The sequence below is a fragment of the Variovorax ureilyticus genome (assembly GCF_050632185.1).
GTDB lineage: Bacteria > Pseudomonadota > Gammaproteobacteria > Burkholderiales > Burkholderiaceae_C > Variovorax > Variovorax ureilyticus_A.
Window position 1 is genome coordinate 1,762,048 of record NZ_CP192579.1, and the last position, 23,955, is coordinate 1,786,002.

Annotated in this window: 20 protein-coding genes; 13 read left to right on the plus strand and 7 right to left on the minus strand. The window is 68.3% G+C overall.

Translation table 11 applies throughout. The features are described from left to right. The first annotated feature begins 5 nt into the window (after window positions 1-5). Window positions 6-935 carry an adenosylcobinamide-phosphate synthase CbiB gene (gene cbiB / locus ACQ858_RS08735; RefSeq protein WP_431276318.1) on the plus strand — a complete coding sequence of 310 codons (930 nt, stop codon included), beginning with the start codon at window positions 6-8 and terminating at the stop codon, window positions 933-935. Beyond that, the gene (locus tag ACQ858_RS08740; RefSeq protein ID WP_431276319.1) at window positions 932-1,894 is read left to right on the plus strand and encodes an aminotransferase class I/II-fold pyridoxal phosphate-dependent enzyme; all 963 of its coding nucleotides are present in this window, start codon (window positions 932-934) and stop codon (window positions 1,892-1,894) included. Before cbiB ends, ACQ858_RS08740 begins: the two co-directional genes overlap by 4 nt. On the opposite strand, the gene ACQ858_RS08745 is transcribed toward ACQ858_RS08740, so the two are convergent. Continuing rightward, window positions 1,891-2,823, minus strand: a complete 933-nt coding sequence (locus tag ACQ858_RS08745) for a LysR family transcriptional regulator (protein ID WP_431276320.1) — start codon at window positions 2,821-2,823, stop codon at window positions 1,891-1,893. The genes ACQ858_RS08740 and ACQ858_RS08745 overlap by 4 nt on opposite strands. A 179-nt stretch (window positions 2,824-3,002) precedes the next feature. On the opposite strand from ACQ858_RS08745, the gene ACQ858_RS08750 reads away from it, so the two are divergent. The 4 genes from ACQ858_RS08750 (at window position 3,003) to ACQ858_RS08765 (ending at window position 10,160) form a co-directional block, all read left to right on the plus strand. Beyond that, window positions 3,003-3,863, plus strand: a complete 861-nt coding sequence (locus ACQ858_RS08750) for an alpha/beta hydrolase (protein WP_431276321.1) — start codon at window positions 3,003-3,005, stop codon at window positions 3,861-3,863. Window positions 3,864-4,107: 244 nt separating this feature from the next. Beyond that, window positions 4,108-5,364 carry an efflux RND transporter periplasmic adaptor subunit gene (locus ACQ858_RS08755; protein WP_431276322.1) on the plus strand — a complete coding sequence of 419 codons (1,257 nt, stop codon included), beginning with the start codon at window positions 4,108-4,110 and terminating at the stop codon, window positions 5,362-5,364. Window positions 5,365-5,389: 25 nt separating this feature from the next. Then, on the plus strand, window positions 5,390-8,647 hold the full coding sequence (locus ACQ858_RS08760) for an efflux RND transporter permease subunit (RefSeq protein ID WP_431276323.1): 3,258 nt from the start codon (window positions 5,390-5,392) through the stop codon (window positions 8,645-8,647). A 37-nt stretch (window positions 8,648-8,684) separates the two neighbouring features. Then, window positions 8,685-10,160 (plus strand): efflux transporter outer membrane subunit, encoded by a 1,476-nt coding sequence (locus tag ACQ858_RS08765; protein WP_431276324.1) that lies wholly within the window; start codon window positions 8,685-8,687, stop codon window positions 10,158-10,160. A 139-nt stretch (window positions 10,161-10,299) separates the two neighbouring features. Here the strand turns inward: ACQ858_RS08765 and ACQ858_RS08770 are convergent, their stop codons facing one another. After that, the gene (locus ACQ858_RS08770) at window positions 10,300-10,527 is read right to left on the minus strand and encodes a hypothetical protein (RefSeq protein ID WP_431276325.1); all 228 of its coding nucleotides are present in this window, start codon (window positions 10,525-10,527) and stop codon (window positions 10,300-10,302) included. Window positions 10,528-10,650: 123 nt separating this feature from the next. Between ACQ858_RS08770 and ACQ858_RS08775 the strand changes: the two genes are divergently transcribed. Genes ACQ858_RS08775 through ACQ858_RS08790 form a run of 4 tightly spaced genes read left to right on the plus strand, consistent with a single transcriptional unit; the run spans window position 10,651 to window position 14,564 of the window. After that, window positions 10,651-12,120 carry a cobyric acid synthase gene (locus tag ACQ858_RS08775; RefSeq protein WP_431276326.1) on the plus strand — a complete coding sequence of 490 codons (1,470 nt, stop codon included), beginning with the start codon at window positions 10,651-10,653 and terminating at the stop codon, window positions 12,118-12,120. Further along, complete coding sequence (gene cobT / locus ACQ858_RS08780; protein WP_431276327.1) at window positions 12,117-13,163, plus strand: nicotinate-nucleotide--dimethylbenzimidazole phosphoribosyltransferase; 1,047 nt, start codon at window positions 12,117-12,119, stop codon at window positions 13,161-13,163. The genes ACQ858_RS08775 and cobT overlap by 4 nt, the downstream gene beginning before the upstream one ends. A 55-nt stretch (window positions 13,164-13,218) precedes the next feature. Next, window positions 13,219-14,016 carry an adenosylcobinamide-GDP ribazoletransferase gene (locus tag ACQ858_RS08785; protein ID WP_431276328.1) on the plus strand — a complete coding sequence of 266 codons (798 nt, stop codon included), beginning with the start codon at window positions 13,219-13,221 and terminating at the stop codon, window positions 14,014-14,016. Then, complete coding sequence (locus ACQ858_RS08790) at window positions 14,013-14,564, plus strand: histidine phosphatase family protein (protein ID WP_431276329.1); 552 nt, start codon at window positions 14,013-14,015, stop codon at window positions 14,562-14,564. Before ACQ858_RS08785 ends, ACQ858_RS08790 begins: the two co-directional genes overlap by 4 nt. 37 nt (window positions 14,565-14,601) lie before the next feature. Here ACQ858_RS08790 and nth read toward each other — a convergent pair whose 3' ends face one another. Continuing rightward, complete coding sequence (gene nth, locus ACQ858_RS08795) at window positions 14,602-15,240, minus strand: endonuclease III (RefSeq protein ID WP_431276330.1); 639 nt, start codon at window positions 15,238-15,240, stop codon at window positions 14,602-14,604. A gap of 77 nt (window positions 15,241-15,317) precedes the next feature. On the opposite strand from nth, the gene ACQ858_RS08800 reads away from it, so the two are divergent. Next, a complete protein-coding gene (locus ACQ858_RS08800; protein ID WP_431276331.1) occupies window positions 15,318-16,505 on the plus strand; it encodes a PLP-dependent aminotransferase family protein in 1,188 nt (395 codons plus the stop codon). 17 nt (window positions 16,506-16,522) lie between these two features. Here the strand turns inward: ACQ858_RS08800 and ACQ858_RS08805 are convergent, their stop codons facing one another. From ACQ858_RS08805 to mfd, 4 genes are read right to left on the minus strand one after another with little or no spacing between them, the layout of a single operon-like run. Beyond that, window positions 16,523-17,788, minus strand: a complete 1,266-nt coding sequence (locus ACQ858_RS08805; protein ID WP_431276332.1) for a cystathionine gamma-synthase family protein — start codon at window positions 17,786-17,788, stop codon at window positions 16,523-16,525. A 3-nt stretch (window positions 17,789-17,791) separates the two neighbouring features. Continuing rightward, complete coding sequence (serB, locus tag ACQ858_RS08810) at window positions 17,792-18,520, minus strand: phosphoserine phosphatase SerB (RefSeq protein WP_431276333.1); 729 nt, start codon at window positions 18,518-18,520, stop codon at window positions 17,792-17,794. Further along, window positions 18,517-19,146, minus strand: a complete 630-nt coding sequence (locus tag ACQ858_RS08815) for a hypothetical protein (RefSeq protein WP_431276334.1) — start codon at window positions 19,144-19,146, stop codon at window positions 18,517-18,519. Before ACQ858_RS08815 ends, serB begins: the two co-directional genes overlap by 4 nt. A gap of 34 nt (window positions 19,147-19,180) precedes the next feature. Then, on the minus strand, window positions 19,181-22,663 hold the full coding sequence (gene mfd / locus ACQ858_RS08820) for a transcription-repair coupling factor (protein WP_431276335.1): 3,483 nt from the start codon (window positions 22,661-22,663) through the stop codon (window positions 19,181-19,183). Window positions 22,664-22,761: 98 nt separating this feature from the next. Here mfd and ispD point away from each other — a divergent pair, with 98 nt between their 5' ends. Together ispD and ispF are read left to right on the plus strand one after the other, a co-directional pair. After that, complete coding sequence (gene ispD / locus ACQ858_RS08825; protein WP_431276336.1) at window positions 22,762-23,472, plus strand: 2-C-methyl-D-erythritol 4-phosphate cytidylyltransferase; 711 nt, start codon at window positions 22,762-22,764, stop codon at window positions 23,470-23,472. Beyond that, window positions 23,469-23,954 (plus strand): 2-C-methyl-D-erythritol 2,4-cyclodiphosphate synthase, encoded by a 486-nt coding sequence (gene ispF / locus ACQ858_RS08830; RefSeq protein ID WP_431276337.1) that lies wholly within the window; start codon window positions 23,469-23,471, stop codon window positions 23,952-23,954. Before ispD ends, ispF begins: the two co-directional genes overlap by 4 nt. Window position 23,955 lies beyond the last annotated feature (1 nt).

Genomic DNA, 23,955 nt, shown 5'->3' on the forward strand with positions numbered 1-23,955 from the left:
GGGCCGTGTGGGTCTCGATCGCCGCACTCTGGCTGGCGCTGGCGATCGACCGCTGGCTGGGCGAGCCGCCTCCGGACTGGCATCCGGTGGTGTGGATGGGGCGGTATCTGGGCCGGATCGGGGAGCGCATCGCGCCGCGCCATGGCGAGGGCCGGATGCACCCGCTCTCCAGCTTCGCCGGGGGTGCATTCGCCTGGTGTGCGGGGGCCGTTCTGGTCGCGGCGGTGGCTTGGGGTGTCGCGCTGATCGCCGGGATGCTGCCCGCATGGGCCGCCGCGCTGGCGACGGGCTTCGCACTCAAGCCGCTGCTCGCCTGGCGCATGTTGCGCGACGAAGTCCTGGCGGTTGAGGCGGCGCTCGGCCGTTCGCTGGACGAAGGACGGACGCAGCTTGCCCGGCTGGTGAGCCGGGACGTGAATGCGCTCGGCGCGGTCGAAGTGCGCGAGAGCGCCATCGAATCGCTGGCCGAGAACCTCAACGATTCGCTGGTCGCGCCTCTCTTCTGGTTCGCGCTGCTCGGGCTGCCGGGTGCGGCGCTCTATCGCTTCGCCAACACGGCCGACGCGATGTGGGGCTATCGCAGCGTGCGCTGGGAATGGGCCGGCAAGTGGGCCGCGCGCGTGGATGACGTGCTTTCGTGGATGCCGGCGCGCATTACCACGGCGCTGCTGCTGCCGGGTTCATCGGCCCGGTGGGCGTCGTGCAGGCGTCAGGCGCGCGAGACGCCCTCGCCCAACGGTGGTTGGCCGATGGGCGCGATGGCCCTGCTGTTGGGGGTGCGGCTCGCGAAGCCCGGCGTGTATGTGCTCAACGGCGAGGGTCGCGAGGCCGGCGCTTCGGATACGGCGCGTGCCGCGGTGGCGGCGTCGCGCGTGGTGTGGCTCTCGGCCCTCGGCGCGACGGTTGCGATGGCCGGGCGGGCGGCTTGGTCATGACGCACGGCGGGCCCGACGCGCTGGGTGCGGCGCCGCACGATTTCTCGACCAACGCCAACGCCTGCGGTCCGTGCCCCGATGCGCTGTCGGCGATGGAGGCCGCCGATCCTCGCCGCTACCCGGACCCGCTCTACACGGCGCTGCGTGAACGGCTCGCCGACTTCCATCAAGTCGATACGCGGCGGATCGTGATCGCATCGAGTGCCAGCGAGTTCATTTCGCGCATCACCATGGCGGTGGCGCGACGCGGTGGCCGGCGGATTCAGGTGCCGCCGCAGAGCTACGGCGACTACCTGCGTGCGGCCGCCGCATGGGGCCTGGAGCCGGTGAGCCGTGGCGCCGATCTGGTCTGGTGCTGCGATCCGTCGAGTCCGCTCGGGCAGCCGCAGGAAGGGCTCGATGCGTGCATCGAAGGCCAAGGCGCCGAGGCGACCTGCGTGATCGACCTCGCCTATGAGCCGCTGCGGCTGGAGGGGGCGCTTTCCCTGACGCGCGAGCGCCTGAATGCGATCTGGCAGCTGTGGACGCCAAACAAGGCGCTGGGCCTGACCGGCGTTCGCGCCGCCTATGCGGTCGCTCCGCCGGGTCGGGACGAGATGACGGCGCATCTCGCGGCGCTCGCGCCATCGTGGCCCGTGGGCGCGCATGGCGTCGCGCTGCTCGACGCCTGGACCCGTTCCACGACACAGCAGTGGCTCGAAGAAAGCCGCGCCACGCTGCGCTCCTGGAAATCCGCCCAACGCGAAATGTGCGAAGCGCTCGGCTGGCGATGCATGCCCAGCGTCGCCAATTACTTTTGCGCGAAACCTGATGTGCCGTATGCGGCCGAGCGAGCCACCGCCCTTCGCGCACACGGGATCAAGCTGCGCGACGCGGCCTCTTTCGGCCTCCCGGGCCATGTGCGGCTCGGCGTTCTGCCGCCGGCCAGCCAGCAGGCGCTGCGGCTGGCCTGGCGCTAGGGCTCCGGCGCGGTGGGCGTGCGCTGCAACTGCGGATGCTTCGCAAACAATTCCGCAGCCCAGTCCACGAACGCGCGCACCTTGGCGCTCAGGTGCCGGTTCGGCGGATACACCACGTGCACCGGCAGGGGCGGGCGCGTCCAGTCCTTCAGGATCTGCACCAGCTCGCCGCTCGCGATGTAGGGCTCGGCCATGTAGGTGATGACCTGCGACAGGCCGTAGCCGCCGAGCACGGCCGTCATGTGCGCGTTGCTGTCGTTCACCGACACGCGGTAGGGGCCGGTGATTTCAAGTTGTTCGTCGCCGCGGTGGAACTCGTGCGGGTAGACCCGGCGCGTGCTGCCCGAGAAGAAGCCCACCACGAGGTGCCGCTTCTCGATATCCGTCGGATGCTGCGGAATGCCGTAGCGCTTGATGTAGGCGGGCGAGGCCACCGTCATCCACGGCAGGTTGCCGATGCGCCGCGCGACCAGCGACTGGTCGGTGAGATCGCCGCCGCGGATCACGCAGTCCACGTTGTCGGTGATCAGGTCCACCGTGCGGTCGCTCACGCCGACGTCGACCTGGATATCCGGGTACTGGTCGCAGAAGGTGGACAAGGCCGGCAGGATGACCAGCCGCGCCATCGACGAGCCGACGTCGATCCGCAATCGCCCGGTCGGGTTGGCCTGCGCATTCGTCATGCTGGCCTCGATGTCGTCGAAATCGTTCAGCAGCCGGGCGGTGCGCTCGTAATAGGCGGCGCCGTCGGGCGTGACGGTGACGCGGCGGGTGGTGCGGTTGAGCAACTTGACGCGCAGGCGCCCCTCCAGTGCCTGGATCTGCTTGGTGACCGTGCCCTTGGGCAGGCCGAGCGAGTCGGCGGCACGGGTGAAAGTGCCTGCTTCGACGACGCGGACAAAGATCCGCATGGCCTGGATCTGATCCATCTATGCTGCTCCTGAGAGTGCGCTTGGGAGTGGCCCGGGGGGCCAGGGGAGCGGGATTCTCACACGGTCATTTGAGCTGATTGTTAGCCGTCTGGAAACAGAGTAGGGGCTTCTGTCCTGTTTGAAGCATGAGAGCGGCGTCTTATATTCCATCCATCGTCCACCCAATGAGACCGCCCATGTCCACCCGCCTATCCCCGCCATCTGCCGACGCCCCGGCGGCCGCCGCGCGGGGTGCCGAAACCGACATCAGCATCGACCTCCCGGGCCGTGACCCGGTGAAGGCCCGCGTCTACGGCGATCGCGCCCGCGGCGCGACGGTGCCGCTGGTACTGCATTTCCATGGCGGAACCTTCGTCTGCGGCGGCCTCGACAACGGCCGCAACGTCGCCCGGTTGCTGGCCGGAGCGGGCGCGGTGGTGGTGTCGCTCGACTACCCGAAGGCGCCCAAGGCGCCGTTCCCCGAGCCGATCGAAGTCGGCTATGCGGCGCTCGAATGGCTCTACAAGCAGCGTGTGAAGCTGGGCGGCAAGGGCGCGGCGCTTTTCCTCGCAGGCGAGGAGGCCGGCGGCAATCTGGCGGCGGCCGTGGCGCTGATTGCGCGCGACCGGGGCCATCCGCCGCTGGCCGGGCAGATCCTGCTGTCGCCCATGCTCGACCCCTGCGCCGGTACCGCGTCGTTGCGGCAGGCGACGGGCGATGCGGTCCAGTGCCGATGGGCGTCGGGCTGGCGCGAATTCCTCCGCCGCCCGGTCGACGCCACGCACCCCTACGCGGTGCCCGGCGGGTCGCTGCGGCTGGCCGAAGTGGCGCCGACGCTGGTGCTGGTCGGCAAGGACGACCCGATGCGCGACGAGGGCCTGGCTTTCGCGCAGCGGCTCCAGGACGCGGGCATTCCGGTCACCAGCAGCGTCTTGCCCGGGGCCTCGAACTGGCCTGCTGCACTCTACGAGCCCGAGGGCTCCGGTTGCGCTGAGTGCGAGGCGGTGGTGCAGAAGCACTTCCGCGATTTCTTCAGCGCCGCACCGCCGCCTCACTGAGCGGCGACGCACGGTTCGCCGTGCGGCCATGGATCCCGTCGCGCGGGATCGATCAGAAGGCTGAGGGCCTGATCCCTCGTTCTCCTGCGACGGCAAAACCGCCGCAGCGGTGATGCCTTCGTCCGCGCAACGCCTTTGGCCGCCGACCGCCGCGCTCCCAACCGATTCCTTTTTCCGCCGTCCCGCGCTACCCGCGCGGGAGGGTCCGTTGCATCCCAGAAGTCACCAAAAGGACGTATTCATCATGACGAACAACAAGTCTTCCTCCCTGGCCCGGCGCGGCCTCTGGCCCGCGGTGACCGGCGTCACGGCCCTGGTTGCCATCGCTTCGGCGGTGATCCTGGGTTTCCACAGTTTCAACGCCGAGGCGAACAACGCGCAGGCGGCCGGGGCCCCGCCGGCGGTGCCGGTGTCGGTCGCCACCGTCGCCTCGACCGAGGTGAATACCTGGGACGAGTTCTCGGGCCGGCTCGAAGCGGTCGAGCGCGTCGATGTCCGCTCGCGTGTCGCGGGCGCGGTGCAGGCGGTGCATTTCCGAGAGGGCGCACTGGTCAAGCAGGGCGAACTGCTGATCACCATCGACCCGGCGCCGTATGCGGCCGAAGTGGATCGCGCCGAAGCACAGGTCGTCGCCGCGCAGGCGCGCGTGGCCTTCACCCGCAGCGAGACGGAGCGCTCTCGCCGCCTCTGGGCGGAGCAGGCGATCGCCCAGCGCGAGCTCGACGAACGGACGAACGCAAGCCGCGAAGCCGAGGCCAGCCTCCGCGCCGCGCAGGCTCAATTGCAGAGCGCACGGCTGAACCTCGGCTACACGCAGGTGCGCGCACCGGTGGCCGGGCGGATCGGCAAGCTCGAGGTGACGGTGGGCAACCTGGTCGCGGCCGGTCCGGGCGCGCCGGTGCTCACGACGCTGGTATCGGTGAGCCCGATCTACGCGAGCTTCGACGCCGACGAGCAGATCGTGGTCCGCGCGCTCAAGGACCTGCCGGGCGGCGCCGGCGCACGCAATCGCATCGAAGGCATTCCGGTGCAGATGGGCACCGCGGGCACCGACGGCACGCCATACGAAGGCCGCCTGCAGCTCATCGACAACCAGGTCGATGCCAAGAGCGGCACCGTGCGCGTGCGTGCCGCCTTCGACAACAAGGACGGCTCGCTGATCCCGGGACAGTTCGCCCGCATCCGCATGGGGCAGGCGCATAGCGACAAGGCGCTGCTGGTCAACGAACGCGCCGTCGGCACCGACCAGAACAAGAAGTTCGTGATGGTCGTCGGCGCCGACAACAAGGCCGAGTACCGCGAAGTCGCGCTCGGTGCGCCGTTCAACGGCTTGCGCATCGTGACCAAGGGCCTCGCGCCCGGCGAGCGCGTGATCGTCAACGGCCTGCAGCACATCCGCCCCGGCGCTGTCGTTGCGCCCCAGACCGTCACGATGGATGCGAAGGCCGAACTGGCACCGCAGACGCAGCGTGTCGCGCAAGCGAAGCCCGAGAAATCCTGATCCCGTCCCAGGAAGGGAAACGACCATGAATCTTTCGAAATTCTTCATCGACCGCCCGATCTTTGCCGGCGTGCTTTCGGTGCTGATACTGATCGGCGGGCTGATCGCGCTGCGCGGCCTGCCGATTTCCGAGTACCCCGAAGTGGTCCCGCCCTCGGTGGTGGTGCGGGCCAACTACCCGGGCGCGAACCCGAAGGTGATCGCCGAGACGGTGGCGACGCCGCTGGAGGAGCAGATCAACGGCGTCGAAGGCATGCTCTACATGGGCAGCCAGGCGACCACCGACGGCCTGATGACACTGACCGTGACCTTCAAGCTCGGCACCGATCCGGACAAGGCGCAGCAGCTGGTGCAGAACCGCGTCGCGCAGGCCGAACCGCGCCTGCCCGAAGAGGTGCGCCGTCTGGGCATCACGACCGTCAAGAGCTCGCCCGACCTCACGATGGTGGTGCACCTGCTGTCGCCCAACGGCCGCTACGACATGACCTACCTGCGCAACTACGCGGTGCTCAATGTCAAGGACCGGCTCGCGCGCGTGCAGGGCGTGGGCGACGTGCAGCTCTTCGGCTCGGGCGACTATTCGATGCGCGTGTGGCTCGACCCGCAGAAGGTCGCGCAGCGCGGCCTCTCGGCCGGCGACGTGGTGCGCGCGATCCGCGAGCAGAACGTGCAGGCTGCGGCCGGCGTGGTCGGCGCTTCGCCGGGGCTGCCGGGCGTGGACATGCAGATCTCGATCAATGCGCAGGGCCGTCTGCAGACCGAGGAGGAGTTCGGCGACATCATCGTCAAGACCGGCAGCGACGGCGCCGTGACGCGGCTGCGCGACGTGGCGCGGCTCGAACTCGGCGCGTCCAGCTATGCGCTGCGTTCGCTGCTCGACAACAAGGACGCAGTGGCGGTGCCGATCTTCGCGGCGCCTGGATCGAACGCGATCCAGATCTCGAACGACGTGCGCGCCACCATGGCCGAGCTCAAGAAGAACATGCCCGACGGCGTGGACTACGACATCGTCTACGACCCGACGCAGTTCGTGCGTGCCTCCATCGAATCGGTGGTGCATACGCTGCTCGAAGCCATCGCGCTGGTGGTGCTGGTGGTGATCCTGTTCCTGCAGACCTGGCGCGCATCGATCATCCCGCTGCTCGCGGTGCCGGTGTCGGTGATCGGCACCTTCGGGGTGATGCATCTCTTCGGCTTCTCGATCAACGCGCTGAGCCTCTTCGGGCTGGTCTTGGCGATCGGCATCGTGGTCGACGACGCGATCGTGGTGGTCGAGAACGTGGAGCGCAACATCGAGGCCGGCTTGGGCCCGCGCGACGCGACCTACCGCGCGATGCGCGAGGTGTCGGGGCCGATCATCGCGATCGCGCTGGTGCTGGTCGCGGTGTTCGTGCCGCTGGCTTTCATCAGCGGGCTCACGGGGCAGTTCTACCGGCAGTTCGCACTGACGATCGCGATCTCGACCGTGATCTCGGCGGTCAACTCGCTGACGCTGTCGCCCGCGCTCGCCGCTCTGCTGCTGCGCAGCCACGATTCACCCCGGGACGCGCTGACGCGTGGCATGGACCGCGTGTTCGGCCGCTTCTTCGGCGCCTTCAACCGCGTGTTCCATCGCGGCGCCGAGGGCTACAGCAGCGGCGTGAAGGGCGCGATCTCGCGCAAGGCGCTGATGATGGTGATCTACCTTGCGCTCGTGGCCGTGACCTTCGGCCTCTTCAAGGCGGTGCCCGGCGGCTTCGTGCCGGCGCAGGACAAGCAGTACCTGATCGGCTTCGCGCAGTTGCCCGACGGCGCGACGCTCGACCGCACGGAAGAAGTCACGCGCCGCATGAACGAGATCGTGATGAAGCAGCCGGGCGTGCAGCACGCGATCACCTTCCCGGGGTTGTCGATCAACGGCTTCACCAACAGCTCGAACTCGGGCATCGTGTTCGTCGGCCTCGACGATTTCGACAAGCGCAAGTCGAAGGACCTGAGCGCGGGGGCGATCGCGGGCCAGTTGAACGCGCAGTTCAGCCAGATCCAGGACGCGTACATCGCGATCTTCCCGCCGCCGCCGGTGCAGGGCCTGGGCACGACGGGCGGCTTCAAGCTGCAACTCGAAGACCGCGGCTCGGTGGGTTACGCGGGCATGGACAAGGCGGTGAAGGCCTTCATGGCGAAGGCCTACCAGACGCCGGAGCTCGCGGGCATGTTCACGAGCTGGCAGGTCAACGTGCCGCAGCTCTATGCCGACATCGACCGCACCAAGGCACGCCAGCTCGGCGTGCCCGTGACGGAGGTGTTCGACACCATGCAGATCTACCTCGGGAGCCTGTACGCGAACGACTTCAACCGCTTCGGCCGCACCTACAGCGTGCGGGTGCAGGCGGATGCGCCGTACCGCGCACGCGCGGAGGACGTGGGCCTGCTCAAGGTGCGTTCTTCGAGCGGCGAGATGGTGCCTTTGTCGGCGCTGATGAACATCCAGCCCAGCTATGGGCCGGAGCGTGCGATGCGTTACAACGGCTTCCTCTCCGCCGACATCAACGGTGGACCGGCGCCGGGCTTCTCGTCGGGGCAGGCACGCGCGGCGGTCGAACGCATCGCGGCGGAGACGCTGCCGCCGGGCGTGAGCTTCGAGTGGACCGAGCTGACCTATCAGGAAATCCTCGCCGGCAATTCGGCGGTGTGGGTGTTCCCGCTCGCGATCCTGCTGGTCTTCCTGGTGCTGGCCGCGCAGTACGAGAGCCTGACCTTGCCGGTCGCGATCATCCTGATCGTGCCGATGGGCCTCCTGGCGGCGATGACCGGCGTGTGGCTCTCCGGCAGCGACAACAACATCTTCACGCAGATCGGCTTGATGGTCCTCGTGGGGCTGTCGGCGAAGAACGCGATCCTGATCGTCGAGTTCGCGCGGGAGCTGGAGTTCGCCGGGCGCACGCCGGTGCAGGCCGCGATCGAGGCGAGCCGGCTGCGCCTGCGGCCGATCCTGATGACCTCGATGGCTTTCATCATGGGCGTGCTCCCGCTGGTGCTTTCCAGCGGTGCGGGCGCCGAGATGCGCCATGCGATGGGGATTGCGGTGTTCTGCGGAATGATCGGCGTGACCGCGTTCGGCCTGTTCCTGACGCCGGTGTTCTATGTGCTGCTGCGCCGCATGACGGGCAATCGTCCGCTCAAGCTGCATGGAGAAGTACCGCATGGCGACGCGTTCGTGTCGGGCGACCACCCGGTCGAGCCTTCGCATGGCGGTGGGCTGCTCCGGCCTTCGCCTGCGGCGCCGCTGAAGGCGATCGAGTGACGCACCGACTCAACTTTGTGAATCGAGGAAGCTGATCATGAAAAACGAAACACAAGCCAAGGTGCGCCCGTGGCGGGCCGCGTTGCTGCCGCTGGTGGCAGCGCTGGTGCTGGCCGGTTGCGCGACAGCGAAGGTGGAGGCGCCCACCTTCGAGGCGCCCGCCCAGTTCAAGGAGCAGGCTGCAGCGCAGCGCGACGGCGCGTGGACGCGTGCCCAGCCCGCTGAGGCGCAGCCCCGCGGCGAATGGTGGCGCGCGTTCAACGACCCGGTGCTGGACAAGCTGATCGAGCGTGCCGATGCGCGCAATACGAACATCCAGGCCGCGGCCGCCCGGTTGGCCGAAGCGCGTGCACTGGCGCGCAGCGCCGACGCCGAGCGCTCGCCCCAGGTCGGCGTGGTCGCGGGCGGCGTGCGCAGCGCGGGGCTGGATCGCAACCTGAGCCCGAGGCCGTCGACATTGCTGCAGGCGGGTGTTGCGGCTTCGTATGAGCTTGACCTGTTCGGCAAGCTCTCGAAAGCGAGCGAGGCGGCGCAACTGGATGCCGATGCCCGCGAAGGGCTGCTGCAGAGCACGCGGCTGCTGGTCGAATCAGACACGGCGCAGACCTACCTGCAGCTCCGCGCGGTCGATGCCGAGCGGGCACTGGTGCGCGACACCGTCGAGGCGTACCGCGACACGCTGAAGCTGACGCAGAGCCGGCAGCGCGCGGGCGATGTGGCGGAGCTGGATGTGGCGCGCGTGGAAACGGAGGTGGCGTCGACGGAATCCGATGCGCTGACACTCGACCGCCGCCGCGCCGAGCTGGAGCACGCGCTGGCGGTGCTGGCGGGCGATGCGGCTTCGGATTTCGGCGTGAACACGGACGAGTGGGCGACCGCGCTGCCGACGATTCCGGCGGGTGTTCCGGCCACGGTGTTGACGCGGCGGCCGGATATCTCGGCAGCGCAGAAGTCGGTGATGGCGGCGCAGGCGCGTGTCGGCGTGGCGCAGACGGCGTGGTTCCCCGACATCTCGTTGACCGCGGGCGGCGGCTATGCGTCGCAGGACTTGAGCGATCTGTTCAAGTGGTCGGCCAAGTCATGGGGCATCGGTGCGCTGCTGGCGCTGCCGATCTTTGATGGTGGTCGTCGGGAGGCCGGCGTGCAGAGCGCCTCGGCGCAGCTCGACGGGGCGCTGGCGAACTACAGGACGCAGGTGCTGGTCGCGTTCAAGGAAGTGGAAGACCAGCTTTCTGCGCTGCGCATCCTGGAGCAGCAGGCGGACGTGCAGGCCAAGGCCGTGACCTCGGCGAGCCGGGCGACGAGCTTGTCCGACTCGCGCTATCGCAACGGAATGGTGAGCCAGCTCGATCTGCTGGACGCGCGGCGGCAGGAACTGGCGAATCGCAGGCAGGCACTGCAGGTGCGGTCGGCGCAGTACCAGGCGACCGTGGGGCTGATCCGGGCGATCGGGGGTAGCTGGGATGTGAAGGTCGCTGCTTCGTCTGGGGATCAGACGGTGGCTGCGCGCTAGTGCTGGCTTGAATGTTTGCCACTGGCGTGGCGGTGGCGGGGAAGAACTGTCCGCCTCCGGCAGCGTTGTTTTGGGGATGACTGCAACGTCGCAGACGAGCAAGCCCGTCGTGCAACCCGGGCGGCCCCCAAGAAGGCGCCTAAAGAATGGTCTCCGAAAACCCCCCAGAATCGGCAAACCGCCGCAGTGCATTCGCCCCCACAGCCAAAGCGCTCGAATAGCTAGGCTGCGGCAAGGTCGCAGACCGGATCTTGCGATAGTGAATCGCCTCGCTCGCGTCGCTGCTGACAGCCTCCAGGAGAACCCAAAAGAACTGATTCGTGTCGCGCTCTTCAACCGTGAGCGCGATTTCGCGTAATGCGGTCATCCGCCGTACTCCCTTCGTTTCCGGATGACGAGAAGCTAACGGCGAATCAAAAGAAAGATTTCACTGCACCGGAACGCGAGATGTCGAACCGTGATGGACTTCACGTAAAGGACAATCGCCCCCATGAGTCCGAATGTGGTGAATCCGCGAGCGCGCTGCGTGATGGTCCTGGGCACGACCAGCGGCGCCGGCAAGAGCTGGATCGCAACGGCGCTGTGCCGCTGGTATGCGCGCCAGGGCCTCAAGGTCGCGCCGTTCAAGGCGCAGAACATGAGCAACAACGCGCGTGTCGTCGCGGGTGGAGAGATCGGCAGCGCGCAATACTTCCAGGCGCTGGCCGCGCGCGCCGAGCCCGACGTGCGCATGAACCCGCTGCTGCTCAAGCCCGAACGCGACACCCACAGCCAGGTGGTCCTGATGGGCCAGGTCAGCAACGAACTGTCGCCGCTGCCATGGCGTGGACGAAGCGAGCGCGTCTGGCCGCAGATCGCGCAGGCCCTGGATGCGCTTCGCGGCGAGAACGATGTCGTCGTCATCGAAGGTGCAGGATCGCCGGCCGAGATCAACCTCATGGCGAGCGACATCGTCAACCTGCGCGTCGCAAGGCACGCGAATGCGCGCTGCCTGCTCGTCACCGACATCGATCGCGGCGGCGCGTTCGCGCATCTCTACGGCACCTGGGCGCTGATGCCACCCGAGGATCGTGCATTGATCGCCGGCTTCGTGCTCAACAAATTCCGCGGCGACGCCTCGCTGCTCGCGCCTGCGCCGCAGCAGTTGCAGGCGCTGACCGGCGTGCCGACCGTGGCCACGCTGCCGATGTGGTGGCAGCACGGGCTGCCGGAGGAGGACGGGGTCTTCGATGACCGCAGCGTGGCGAGCGGCGAAGTCACCCGCACCATCGCTGTCATCGCCTATCCGCGCATCAGCAATCTCGACGAGTTCCAGCCGCTCAAGAACATCGCGGGGGTGCGCCTTCGCTGGGCGCGCAGCCCGGCTGACGTGGCCGGCGCGGACTGGATCATCCTGCCCGGCTCCAAGAACACCAGCGGCGACCTCGCATGGCTGCGCGCCCAGGGGCTGGACCGCGCGGTGGCCGCGCATGCGGCGCGCGGCGGCGCGGTGCTCGGCGTGTGCGGCGGGCTCCAGATGCTGGGCGAAGCGCTCATCGATCCGCATGGCGTCGACGGCAATGGCCCCGGCCTCGGACTGCTGCCTGTGGTCACCGTGTTCGCCGCCGACAAGACCGTGCAGCACCGCGAGGCGCGGTTTTCGCAGGTGGCCGGACCGTGGTCCGCGCTGTCCGGCATCGCCGTGCGCGGCTACGAAATCCATCATGGCCAGACGGCCGAACACAGCGCGATGGCAGCGGCAGGCGACCACGCCGCCGCCGTCATGGCGGACGATCTCGCGTGGCAGAACGGCGCCGGCAACGTGCTCGGCCTCTACCTGCACGGGCTCTTCGAAGACCCTGCGGTGCTCGAGGCGCTGTTCGGCGTCGAAGCGCGTACGCTCGATGCGGTGTTCGACGGGCTGGCCGACCACATCGATTCCAACTTTGAACCGGGCGTGCTGCGCTCCCTCATCGAATGACGCTTCTTCAACTTCCCTCCATCGACAGCATCGACGACTCCGCGCTCGCGGCGCGACTCCAGCACGTGCTCGACAACAAGACCAAGCCGGTCGGTGCACTCGGCCGACTCGAGGCGCTCGCGTTGCGGCTCGGATGCATCCTCGGAACCACGGCGCCTGCGTTCGATTCGCCGCAGATGCTGGTGTGCGCGGGCGACCACGGGTTGGCGGCGCGCGGCGTGTCGGCGTATCCGAGCGACGTGACCTGGCAGATGGTCGAGAACTTCCTGGCCGGCGGCGCGGCCGTGAGCGTGCTCGCGCGGCAGCATGGGCTCAACCTCACGGTGGTCGATTGCGGCGTGCGGCATGCGTTCGCGCCGCGCGATGGCCTGCTGGTGCGCAAGATCGCGTCGGGGACGGCCGACGCCTCGGTCGGCCCGGCGATGAGCATGGCGCAATGCGAGGAAGCGGTCGCGAACGGCATGGCGCTCATGCACGGGATGCCGGGCAACGTGGTGCTGCTCGGCGAGATGGGCATCGGCAATTCGTCCGCCGCCGCGATGTTGCTGGCACGCATCTCCGGTCAGGACATCGATGCCTGCACCGGCGCCGGAACCGGGCTCGACGCCACCGGGCGCGCCCACAAGCGCAAGGTGCTGCGCGGCGTGCTCGAATTGCACGCGGCCGCCGACGCACCGCTGGCCGCGCTCGCGGCTTTCGGCGGCTTCGAGATCGCGACGCTCGTCGGCGCGGTGCTGCAGGCCGCGCAAGAGCGGCGCGTGATCGTGCTCGACGGCTTCATCGCCAGCGTGGCGGTGCTGGTGGCGCAGGCATTGCGACCGAACGTGGTGCAACGCTGTGTCGCGGCGCACGAGTCGGCCGAACCGGGGCACCGGCTGTTGCTGAATTTCCTGGGTCTCCAGCCGCTGTTGCAGCTCGATCTGCGCCTTGGCGAAGGGTCGGGCGCGGCGCTCGCATGGCCGCTCCTGGAGTCCGCCTGCCACATCCTTCGCGACATGGCGAGCTTCGAATCGGCGGGGGTTTCGAGGCAGGACGCGGGATGAGCCGCCGGGCCGCCCCAAGGCGAGTACCGCAGCGCTGCCGCGCGGAGGTCTGCCAATGAACGGTGTGCGCCACTTTCTCCTGGCGCTTCAGTTCTTCACCCGGGTGCCGGTCAAGGGGCCGCTGGCGGGGTGGGTGGGGTTCAGCCCCGCGATGCTGCGCGCGAGCGCGGCGCATTTCCCCGGTGTCGGATGGCTGGTGGGCGCGGTCGGTGCGAGCGTGTTCTACCTCGCGTATGCCGGCCTGCCGGGCGTGGCCGGCGCAGGGGTCGCGGCGGCGTTGTCGACGATCGCGACCGTGCTGATGACCGGCGCATTCCACGAAGATGGCCTGGCCGACGTGGCCGATGGCCTCGGCGGTTCGGCGGATCGCGCGCGGGCGCTGGAGATCATGAAAGACTCGCGCATCGGCGCGTTCGGCGCGATCGCGCTGGTGCTGGCGCTGGGCCTCAAGATGGCGCTGGTGGCTGCGCTGGCGGGGCAGGGGGCGGCCCATGTCGTTCTCTCGCTCGTCAGCGCCCATGTGCTCTCGCGCCTTGCGCCGCTATTCCTGATTCGCTGGCTGCCCTACGTCGGCGACGAGAACGCGGCGAGCAAGTCGAAGCCGCTGGCCGACGCGATCGGCACGGGCGCCTTGCTGGTCGGCGTCGCCTGGTCGCTGCCCGCCATCGCATGGCTGGTGATGACGCTGGGCATCGTGCGCGGCTTGGCCCCGGTGCTTCTTGGCGTACTGGCCGTGCTCTTCATGGCGCGGCTGCTGCAGCGCAGGCTTCGCGGATTCACCGGCGACGGCCTCGGCGCGACGCAGCAGGTGTGCGAACTGGCGATCTACCTCGCCCTGGCGTGGCACATATGAAGCTCCTGCTCGTCCGCCATGCGCGAACCACCGCGGTCGATGGCTTTTGTTATGGGCGGACCGATGTGTCCGTGCGGCCCGAGGTGACGCGCGCGGTGGCCGAAAGCGTCGCGCCGCTGCTGCCTGCGGGCGTGTCGCTCGCCTGCTCACCGCTTTCGCGTTGCGCCGACCTCGCCAGGACGCTCATCGACCTGCGGCCCGATCTCAGTGCACCGCAAACCGACCCTCGCATTGCCGAGATGGATCTGGGCGAGTGGGAGGAACAGCTCTGGTCCGCCATCGACCCCGCCGAACTCGACGCCTGGGCACGCGACTTCGCCGACACGCGCGCGGGCCGCAGCGGCGAGAGCACGCGGCAGTTCCTGCTGCGGGTGGGCGAAGCCTTCGATGCATGGCGGGCCGGCGGGCGCGACGCGGTCTGGATCACCCATGCCGGCGTGATTCGCGCCGCATGGCTGCTGCGCGACGGCATCCGTTCGATCCAGCGCTCCGACCAGTGGCCGGGCCAGGCGATCGCTTTCGGCGAGTGCGTGACGATCGCGCTTTGAGCCGCCGCCGACGCGACCGGCGGGCCGTTCCCGGCGATCAGGGGGCCGGCGTCTTCGGCTTGTAGTCGCAGTAGGTCGACACCGCGCAATTCCAGCACTGCGGCTTGCGCGCGAGGCAGGTGTAGCGGCCGAGCAGAATCAGCCAGTGGTGCGCATGCAGCCGGTATTGCTCGGGCACGCGCTTCTCAAGCTTCAGCTCGACCTCCAGCGGCGTCTTGCCCGGTGCCAGCCCGGTGCGGTTGCCGACGCGGAAGATGTGCGTGTCCACCGCCATCGTCGGCTCGCCGAAGGCGACGTTGAGCACCACGTTGGCGGTCTTGCGTCCCACGCCGGGCAGCGCTTCGAGCTCGGCGCGCGTCCTCGGCACTTCGCCGCCATGGCGCTCGACCAGCATGCGGCTGGCTTCGACGAGATGCCCGGCCTTGCTGCGATAGAGGCCGATGGTCTTGATGTATTCCTCCAGCCCTTCCACCCCGAGCGCCACGATGGCCTGCGGCGTGTTCGCGACGGGGAAGAGCTTGCGCGTTGCCTTGTTCACGCCGACGTCGGTCGCCTGCGCCGAGAGCAGCACCGCGGCGAGCAGCTCGAAGGGCGTGCCGTATTCGAGCTCGGTCTCGGGCGTGGGATTCGCGGCCTCCAGCGTTGCGAAGAAGGGTTCGATATCGGCTTTTTTCATCGTGGCCGGGAGTTTAGGGCGACCCATGCACGGCTGCGACAATCGACCCTCTCCGCCATCTCCGACAGAAGGTTCCCATGCAATTCGCTTCCCGCCTCGACAACGTCGAAACCTCCGCCATCCGCGAGCTCTTCAAGCTGCTCGGCAAGCCCGGCATCATCAGCTTCGCGGGCGGCTTTCCGGACAGCGCGATGTTCGACGTCGAAGGGCTGAAGGAGGCCAGTGCCAAGGCCCTTGCGGAAGAACCCGGCGGCGCGCTGCAGTATGGCGCCACCGAAGGCTATGACCCGCTGCGCACGCAACTCAGCGCCTTCATGAAGACCAAGGGCGTGGACGTCGACCCGAGCGGCCTGATCGTCACCACCGGCAGCCAGCAGGCGCTGGACCTGATCGGCAAGACGCTCGTCTCGCCCGGCGACAAGGTGATCGTCGAGGGCCCGACTTTCCTCGCGACCATCCAGTGCTTCCGTCTCTATGGCGCGCAGCTGATCAGCGCACCGGTCGATGCCGACGGCGTGAAGACCGACGAGCTCGAAGCGCTCATCGCCGAGCACAAGCCCAAGTTCGTCTACCTGATCCCGACCTTCGGCAACCCGAGCGGCGCGATGTTGAGCCTCGCGCGCCGCAAGAAGGTGCTCGAGATGGCGGTGAAGCACGGCACGGTGATCGTCGAGGACGATCCGTATGGAGATCTCTACTTCGACAAGGCGCCGCCGCCGTCGCTCATGTCGCTCACGAAGGACGTGCCCGGCAGCCGTGAGCTGGTGGTGCATTGCGGCAGCCTCAGCAAGGTGCTGAGCCCGGGCCTGCGTATCGGCTGGATGATCGGCGACGCTGAACTGCTCGCCAAGGCCACGATGTGCAAGCAGTTCAGCGACGCGCACACCAGCACCTTCGCGCAGGCCACGGCGGCGCAGTACCTCAAGAGTGGCCGCATGCCCGCCACGCTGGCCCACGTGCGCAAGGTCTACGCCGAGCGTGCCGAGGCGATGGGCGCGGCGCTTCGCAAGGAGCTCGGCGACGCGATCACCTTCACGCAGCCGGGCGGCGGGCTGTTCTTCTGGGCGCGTCTTACGGGCGCGAACGGCAAGGTCGCGGATGCCAACGAATTCGCCAGGCGCGCGATCGAGAAGCTCGTGGCCTTTGTGCCTGGTGCGCCGTTCTATGCCGAGAAGCCCGACGTCGCGACGCTGCGCTTGAGCTTCGCAACCGCCAACGTCGAGAAGATCCGGGAGGGCATCGCGCGCCTGGGTTCGGCGCTCTGAGCTTGCCCGGAGGCCGGTCAGGCGCTGCGCCCACCGCGCAGTGCCTGGTCGAAATCGGCAATCAGCTCGTCCGCCGATTCGAGACCGACAGACACACGCACGAGCCCGTCCGCGATACCCATCTGGGCGCGCACCGCGGGCCCGGCTTCCCAGAAGATCGTCGGCGCGACCGGAATGATCAGCGTGCGGTTGTCGCCGAGCCCCGTGGCCTTGATCGGCAGTTGCAGGCGGTTGAGCGTCGCCGGCATGTCGAGGCCGTCGCGCAGTTCGAACGCCATCAGCCACGAACCCGCCTTGAAGTGGCGCAGCGCGAGCGCGTGCTGCGGATGGCTTTCGAGCATCGGGTAATGGACCGCCGCCACGGCCGGATGGGCTTCGAGAAAGCGCGCGAGTGACAGCGCGGTGGCGCTGGTCTGCGCGACGCGCAGCGCGAGCGTCTCCGCGCCCAGGCTGATGCGGTGCGCCTGTTCCGGCGACAGCGTTGCGCCCATGTCGCGCAGCGCCTTCTTGCGCAGCTGCTGCAGGCCTTGCTGGCGCGGATCGACGCCGCGATAGCTCGGCGAGATGTTGGGATAGGCCGCCCAATCGAACAGACCCGTGTCCGTGACTGCACCGCCGAGCGCCGCGCCGTGGCCGGCAATGGTTTTCGTCAGCGAGTTCACCACGAGCCCCGCGCCGACCGTCTTCGGCTGGAAGAGGGCGGGCGAGGTGATGGTGTTGTCCACCACATAGAGGATTCCGCGCTCGCGGCACAGCGCGCCGATCGCTTCGAGATCAGGGATCTGCGTGCCCGGGTTGGCGACCGTCTCGACGAACACCATGCGCGTGTCGGGCCGCAATGCCGCGCGCACGTTCAGGGCAGCGCAGGCATCGACCTTCGACACCGCGATGCCGAGGTCGCCCATGGTGCCGAACAGGCTGTTGGTGTTGCCGAAGACGAACTGGCTCGACACCACGTGATCGCCCGCGCGCAGCAGCGTGAGGAAGATCGCGGTCAGTGCGGCCATGCCGGTCGAGAAGGACACGGTGCCGATGCCGCCTTCCAGCAGGGTGATCTTGCTTTCGAGTGCGGCGCTGGTCGGCGTGCCCTGGCGCGCATAGTTGAAGCCGCCCTTGAGGGTGCCCTGGAACACGCCGATCAGATCCTCGACGCGGTCGAAGCCGTATTGCACCGAGGTGTGGATCGGCTTGTGGATGGCACCGTGCTCGACGCCGGATCGGCGATCGGCGTGCAGGATGGCGGATGCGGGCGGCGGGCCCTTCTTGTCTTCAGCGTTGCCCATGTCTCACCTCAGCACTTCGAGCAGGCGGTCGAGCCCGCCTTCGTTGATCGCGACCATGGCCTGCTCGCGCACCTTTGGCTTTGCGTGAAAGGCCACCGAGAGCCCGGCTTCGCCCATCATCGGCAGGTCGTTCGCGCCGTCGCCCACGGCGATGGCCTCCTGCGGCGAGATGCCGAGCAGCGAGGCCACTTCGAGCAGCGTGCGGCGCTTTTCCGGGCCGTCGCAGATGTCGCCCCACGATTGCTGCACCACCACGCCGGTGAGCTTGCCGTCCGCTTCGTCGAGCAGGTTGGAGCGCGCGAAGTCGATGCCGAGGCGGTCCTTCACCCGGTTCGCGAAGAAGGTGAATCCGCCCGACACCAGCAGCACCTTGAGCCCGGCGGCCTTGCACGCGGCCACGAGCTGTTCCGCGCCGGGATTGAGCTGCAGCCGCTCGTCGTAAACCTTCTGCAGCGCATCGACCGGCACGCCCTTGAGCAGCGCGACGCGCTGTCGCAGGCTTTCCTTGAAGTCCTTGATCTCGCCGCGCATCGTGGCCTCGGTGATGACGGCCACCTCGGTCTTCTTGCCGACCGCGTCGGCGATCTCGTCGATGCATTCGATGTTGATGAGCGTCGAGTCCATGTCGAAGACGATGAGCTTGAAGTCCGCGAGGGCGAGCGGCGGGGCGAAGCGCCGGATCGTCAGACCGGGAAACGCGTCGTTGGGGGGCGATATGGAAGTGGGGGTCATGTTCGGGGAAGGTAGTGTCGGTCGGACCATGTGGCGAGCCACTCGGGCCGGTAGGCGACGAAGATCGCGGCCAGCATGGCGGTGACGGTGCCATCGCTCCAGGCCATCAGCCACAGCGCGACGTTGGAGGAAAGATCATCCACCGTCGGCTTGGCCGGCAACGCCGACATGTCGAGCCGCGCGAGCCAGGCCGCAGCGAACGCGCACAGCACGGTGGCGATGAAGGCCCGTGCGAGGATGTAGACGAAGGGATTGGGCGGCAGCCAGCGCCGCACGGCACCGCCGGCCGCAAGAGCGAGCGTCGCGGGCAGCAAGCCCTGCCAGATCGCGAGCGAGAGCATGTCCGCCGGCCCGAGTGCGCCGATGAAGCCCGCCAGCAGCGCGACCGCAAGCAGCACGGGTACCGCCAGCGGCCAGCCGAGCATCAGCAGCACGAGACAGGCGCCGGACCACCGAAGTGACAGCGGCATCGGATGAAGCGCGGGCAACGCCCAGACCCACGGCAGCAGCACCAGCGTCGCGAGCGCGGGCGCGAGCAGCTGCCCGCCGCGCATCATGCGCCACGGCCGCAGCGAGAGCGCGACGGCCAGCGCGAAGACGACGAGGGTGGTGTCGAGGATGGGCATCGGCGTCGCGGGGTTGCGGTTCGGGGTGTGCCGCTCAGGCGCTCGCCACCTCGTCCTTCTTCGGCTGGCCGAGCGAGCGCAGCACGTCGCGCACCATCTGCGCGCGGTCCTTGGGCTCCTTGAGCTCGCGCTCGATGCGCAGCTTTTCGTTGCCGGCGAGCTTGATGTGCCTGTTCTTCTGGATGAGGTTGATGATGTTCATCGAATCGACCGGCGGGTCTTTCTTGAACGTGATGTTGATGACGCCCGGCGCCGCATCGACCTTGGTCACGCCGTAGGGCAGTGCGAGCACGCGCAGCCGGTGCATGTCGATCAGCGTCTGCGCCTGCGGCGGCAGCTTGCCGAAGCGGTCGACGATCTCTTCGAGCAGCGTGTCGATCTGGTCGGAGGTCTTCGCGGTCGCGAGCTTCTTGTAGAACGACAGGCGCAGGTGCACGTCGCCGCAGTAGTCGTCGGGCAGCAGCGCGGGCGCATGCAGGTTGATCTCGGTCGCCACCGACAGCGGCGACAGCAGGTCGGGCTCCTTGCCGGCCTTGAGCGAGCGCACCGCTTCGGCCAGCATCTCGTTGTAGAGCTGGAAGCCGATCTCCATCATGTTGCCGCTCTGGTTCTCGCCGAGCACCTCGCCCGCGCCGCGAATCTCGAGGTCGTGCATCGCGAGGTAGAAGCCGGAGCCGAGTTCTTCCATCTGCTGGATCGCGTCGAGCCGCTGCGCCGCCTGCTTGGTGAGGCCGTCGATGTCCGGCACCATCAGGTAGGCATAGGCCTGGTGGTGGCTGCGCCCGACGCGTCCGCGCAACTGGTGCAGCTGCGCGAGGCCGAACTTGTCGGCGCGGCTCATCACGATGGTGTTGGCGCTCGGCACGTCGATGCCGGTCTCGATGATGGTCGAGCACAGCAGCATGTTGTAGCGCTGGGCGACGAAGTCGCGCATCACGCGCTCCAGCTCGCGTTCGGGCATCTGGCCGTGGGCGACCGCGATGCGGGCCTCGGGCAGGATCTCCTCCAGCTTCTGGCGGCGGTTCTCGATGGTCTCGACCTCGTTGTGCAGGAAGTAGACCTGCCCGCCGCGCTTGAGCTCGCGCAGCACGGCTTCGCGGATCACGCCGGTGCCTTCGTTGCGAACGAAGGTCTTGATCGCAAGGCGCCGCTGCGGCGCGGTGGCGATCACGCTCAGGTCGCGCAGGCCTTCGAGGGCCATGCCCAACGTGCGCGGGATCGGCGTCGCGGTCAGCGTCAGCACATCGACCTCGGCGCGCATCGCCTTCATTGCTTCCTTGTGGCGCACGCCGAAGCGGTGCTCCTCGTCGATGATCAGGAGGCCGAGGTTCTTGAACTTCACCGACTGCGAAAGCAGCTTGTGCGTGCCGACGACGATGTCCACGCTGCCGTCGGCGAGGCCCTTCGCGGCGTTGGTGATTTCCTTGGCGGAACGGAAGCGGCTCATCTCCGCGACCTTGACCGGCCATTTCGCGAAACGGTCGACCAGCGTCTGGTAGTGCTGTTCCGCGAGCAGCGTGGTCGGCGCGAGGAACGCGACCTGCTTGCCGCCCGTCACCGCGACGAAGGCGGCGCGCAACGCGACCTCGGTCTTGCCGAAGCCCACGTCGCCGCACACGAGGCGGTCCATCGGGCGCGGCGAGATCATGTCCTGGATGACCGCGTGGATCGCGGCCTTCTGGTCGGCCGTCTCGTCGAAGCCGAAATCGTTGGCGAACACCTCGTAGTCGGCGGCCGAGAAGCGGAAGGCATGGCCTTCGCGCGCCGCGCGCCGTGCGTAGATGTTGAGCAGCTCGGCGGCCGAGTCGCGCACCTGTTCGGCCGCCTTGCGCTTGGCCTTTTCCCACTGGCCGGAGCCGAGCTTGTGAAGCGGTGCCTCGTCCGCGCTGACGCCGGTGTAGCGGCTGATCAGGTGAAGCTGCGACACGGGCACGTAGAGGGTGGCCTTGTCGGCGTATTCCAGATGCAGCATTTCCTGCATCAGCGGCTTGCCGTCGGGGCCTGTGCCTTGGCCCAGGTCCATGTTGATGAGCCCCCGGTAGCGGCCGATGCCGTGGGCGGAGTGCACGATCGGGTCGCCGACCGCGAGTTCGCTCAGGTCCTTGATCAGCGCTTCGACGTCGCTGACCTGTTCCTGCTTGCGGTTGCGCCGGCGCGCTGACGGTGCGGCGGCGAAGAGCTCGGTCTCGGTGACGAAATCGATCCCTTGCTCGCGCCACGCAAAACCGGCGACCAGCGCGGCGGTGGCGATGCCGATCTTCTCGTCCGGCGAGGCTTCGAACTCGGCCAGCGAATCGAAGGCTGGCGGGCCGACGCCGCTCGCGCGCAGGAAGTCCAGCAGGCTTTCGCGCCGGCCGTCGCTCTCGGCGATGAACAGCACGCGGTGCGGCGTTGCCCCGATGTGGGCCTTGAGCTTGACCAGCGGATCGTCCGCGCCGCGCATCACGGCGAACGGCGGGAGGACGTCGAACTCGGCGTAGGGCGCGTCGGCGGGAACGTCGCCGCGCAATGCGAGCTGGGCATGCGGCTTGGCGCGCTGATAGAACTGCTCGGCGTTCAGGAACAGTGCTTCGGGCGGCAGCGCGGGTCGTTCCGGGTCGCCGCGCACGAGGCGAAAGCGTTCGCCGGTGTCCTGCCAGAAGTTCTGGAACGCGGGTTCGAGGTCGCCGTGCAGCACCACCGTGGCGTCCGGGCCGAGGTAGTCGAAGACCGTGGCCGTTTCTTCGAAGAAGAGCGGCAGGTAGTACTCGATGCCGGCGGTGGCGACGCCGTTGCCCATGTCCTTGTAGATGCGGCTGCGCGTGGGGTCGCCTTCGAGCAGCTCACGCCAGCGGCTTCGGAAGCGCGCGCGGGCGTCGTCGTCCATCGGGAACTCGCGCCCCGGGAGCAGCCGCACTTCGGGCACCGGGTACAGGCTGCGCTGCGTGTCGGGGTCGAAGGTGCGGATGGAATCGATCTCGTCGTCGAACAGGTCCACGCGCAAGGGCATCTGGGAGCCCATCGGGAAGAGGTCGATCAACCCGCCGCGCACCGCGTATTCACCCGGGCTCACGACCTGCGTCACATGGCTGTAGCCGGCGAGGGTGAGCTGGGCCTTGAGCTTCGCTTCCTCCAGCTTCTGCCCGCTCTTGAAATGGAAGGTGTAGCCCGCGAGGAAGCTCGGCGGCGCAAGCCGGTAGAGCGCCGTGGTCGCGGGGATGAGCACCACGTCGGCTTCCTTCTGGCTGATGCGCCAGAGCGTCGCGAGCCTTTCGCTGATCAGGTCCTGGTGCGGCGAGAAGTTGTCGTAGGGCAGCGTCTCCCAGTCCGGGAAGAGCGCGCAGCGCAGCTCGGGTGCGAAGAAGACGATCTCGTCGATGAGCCGCTGCGCGTCGTTGGCATCGCCGGTGAAGACGGCGGTCGCGCGGCCTGCCGCTTTTTCGCGTCCGGCCAGCTGCGCCAGCATGAGTGCATCGGCCGACAGGGGCGGGCGTGGCAGCGTGAAGCGCTTGCCGGCCGTGAGTTGGGGGAGGTCCATGAAGTGCCTGGAAATGCAGAACACCCCGCGCCGACCGACGAGGGGTGTGAAGCGCGATTCTAGAATGGCTGCCCCGTTCACGCAGGCCGTTCGCATCCATGTCCGCTTCTCGTCTTTACGTGTTGATTCCCTGCGCCGGCACCGGCAGCCGCGCGGGTGGGCAGGGGCCCAAGCAGTACCAGCGGGTCGCGGGCCGGCCGATGGTCGAGCACACGCTGGAGGCCTTCCGCTCGCTCAAGGGTGTCTTCGCCGGCGTGGCGCTGGTGGTTTCGCCGGACGATGCGGACGTCGGGATCGTGCTGCAGCGCTTCCCGGCCGACGGCGAATACCTGTTCCATGTCGGCGGCGCCACGCGCGCCGCGACGGTGCGCAACGGATTGTGCTCCCTGCGGCAGGCCGGCGCCGGCGCGCATGACTGGGTGCTGGTGCACGACGCGGCGCGCTGCCTCGTCACGCCGACCCAGATCGAAGCGCTCATCGCCGCCTGCGCGCACGATGCGGTCGGTGGACTGCTGGCGCATCGGCTGGCGGACACGCTCAAGATCGCTTCGCCCGACGGCAGGGTGGCAAGCACTGCGACGCGCGCCGACAAATGGCTCGCCCAGACGCCGCAGATGTTCCGTATCGGCATGCTGCTCGACGCGCTCGAACGTGCGGGCGACACGGTGACCGACGAAGCCAGTGCAATCGAAGCCGTGGGCCTTGCACCGCTGCTGGTGCCGGGCAGCGCGCAGAATTTCAAGCTCACCTATCCGGAAGATTTCGCGCTCGCGGATGCCGTCCTGCGTAGCCGGAAAGTCCAGCCATGACCTCACTCAATCTGCGCATCGGCGAAGGCTGGGATGTCCACCAACTCGTGGCGGGCCGCAAGCTCATGCTCGGCGGCGTCGAGGTACCTCACACCATGGGGCTGCTCGGCCATTCGGATGCCGACGTGCTTCTGCACGCGATCACGGATGCGCTGCTCGGTGCGGCCGCGCTCGGCGACATCGGGCGTCATTTTCCCGACACGGACGCGCAGTTCCGCGGCGCCGATTCCGCGGTGCTGCTGGCCGAGGCGGCCCGTCGCGTTCGTGCGGCCGGCTGGGAGATCGGCAATGTCGATTGCACCGTGATCGCCCAGGCGCCCAAGCTGGCGTCGCACATTCCCGCGATGTGCGAGCGCATCGCGGTCGTGCTGGGCGTTGACGTTGGCCAGGTGAACGTGAAGGCCAAGACGGCCGAGAAGCTCGGCCCGGTGGGCGAGGGGCGCGCGATGGAGTCGCGCGCCGTAGCCCTGATTCACCGGTAAG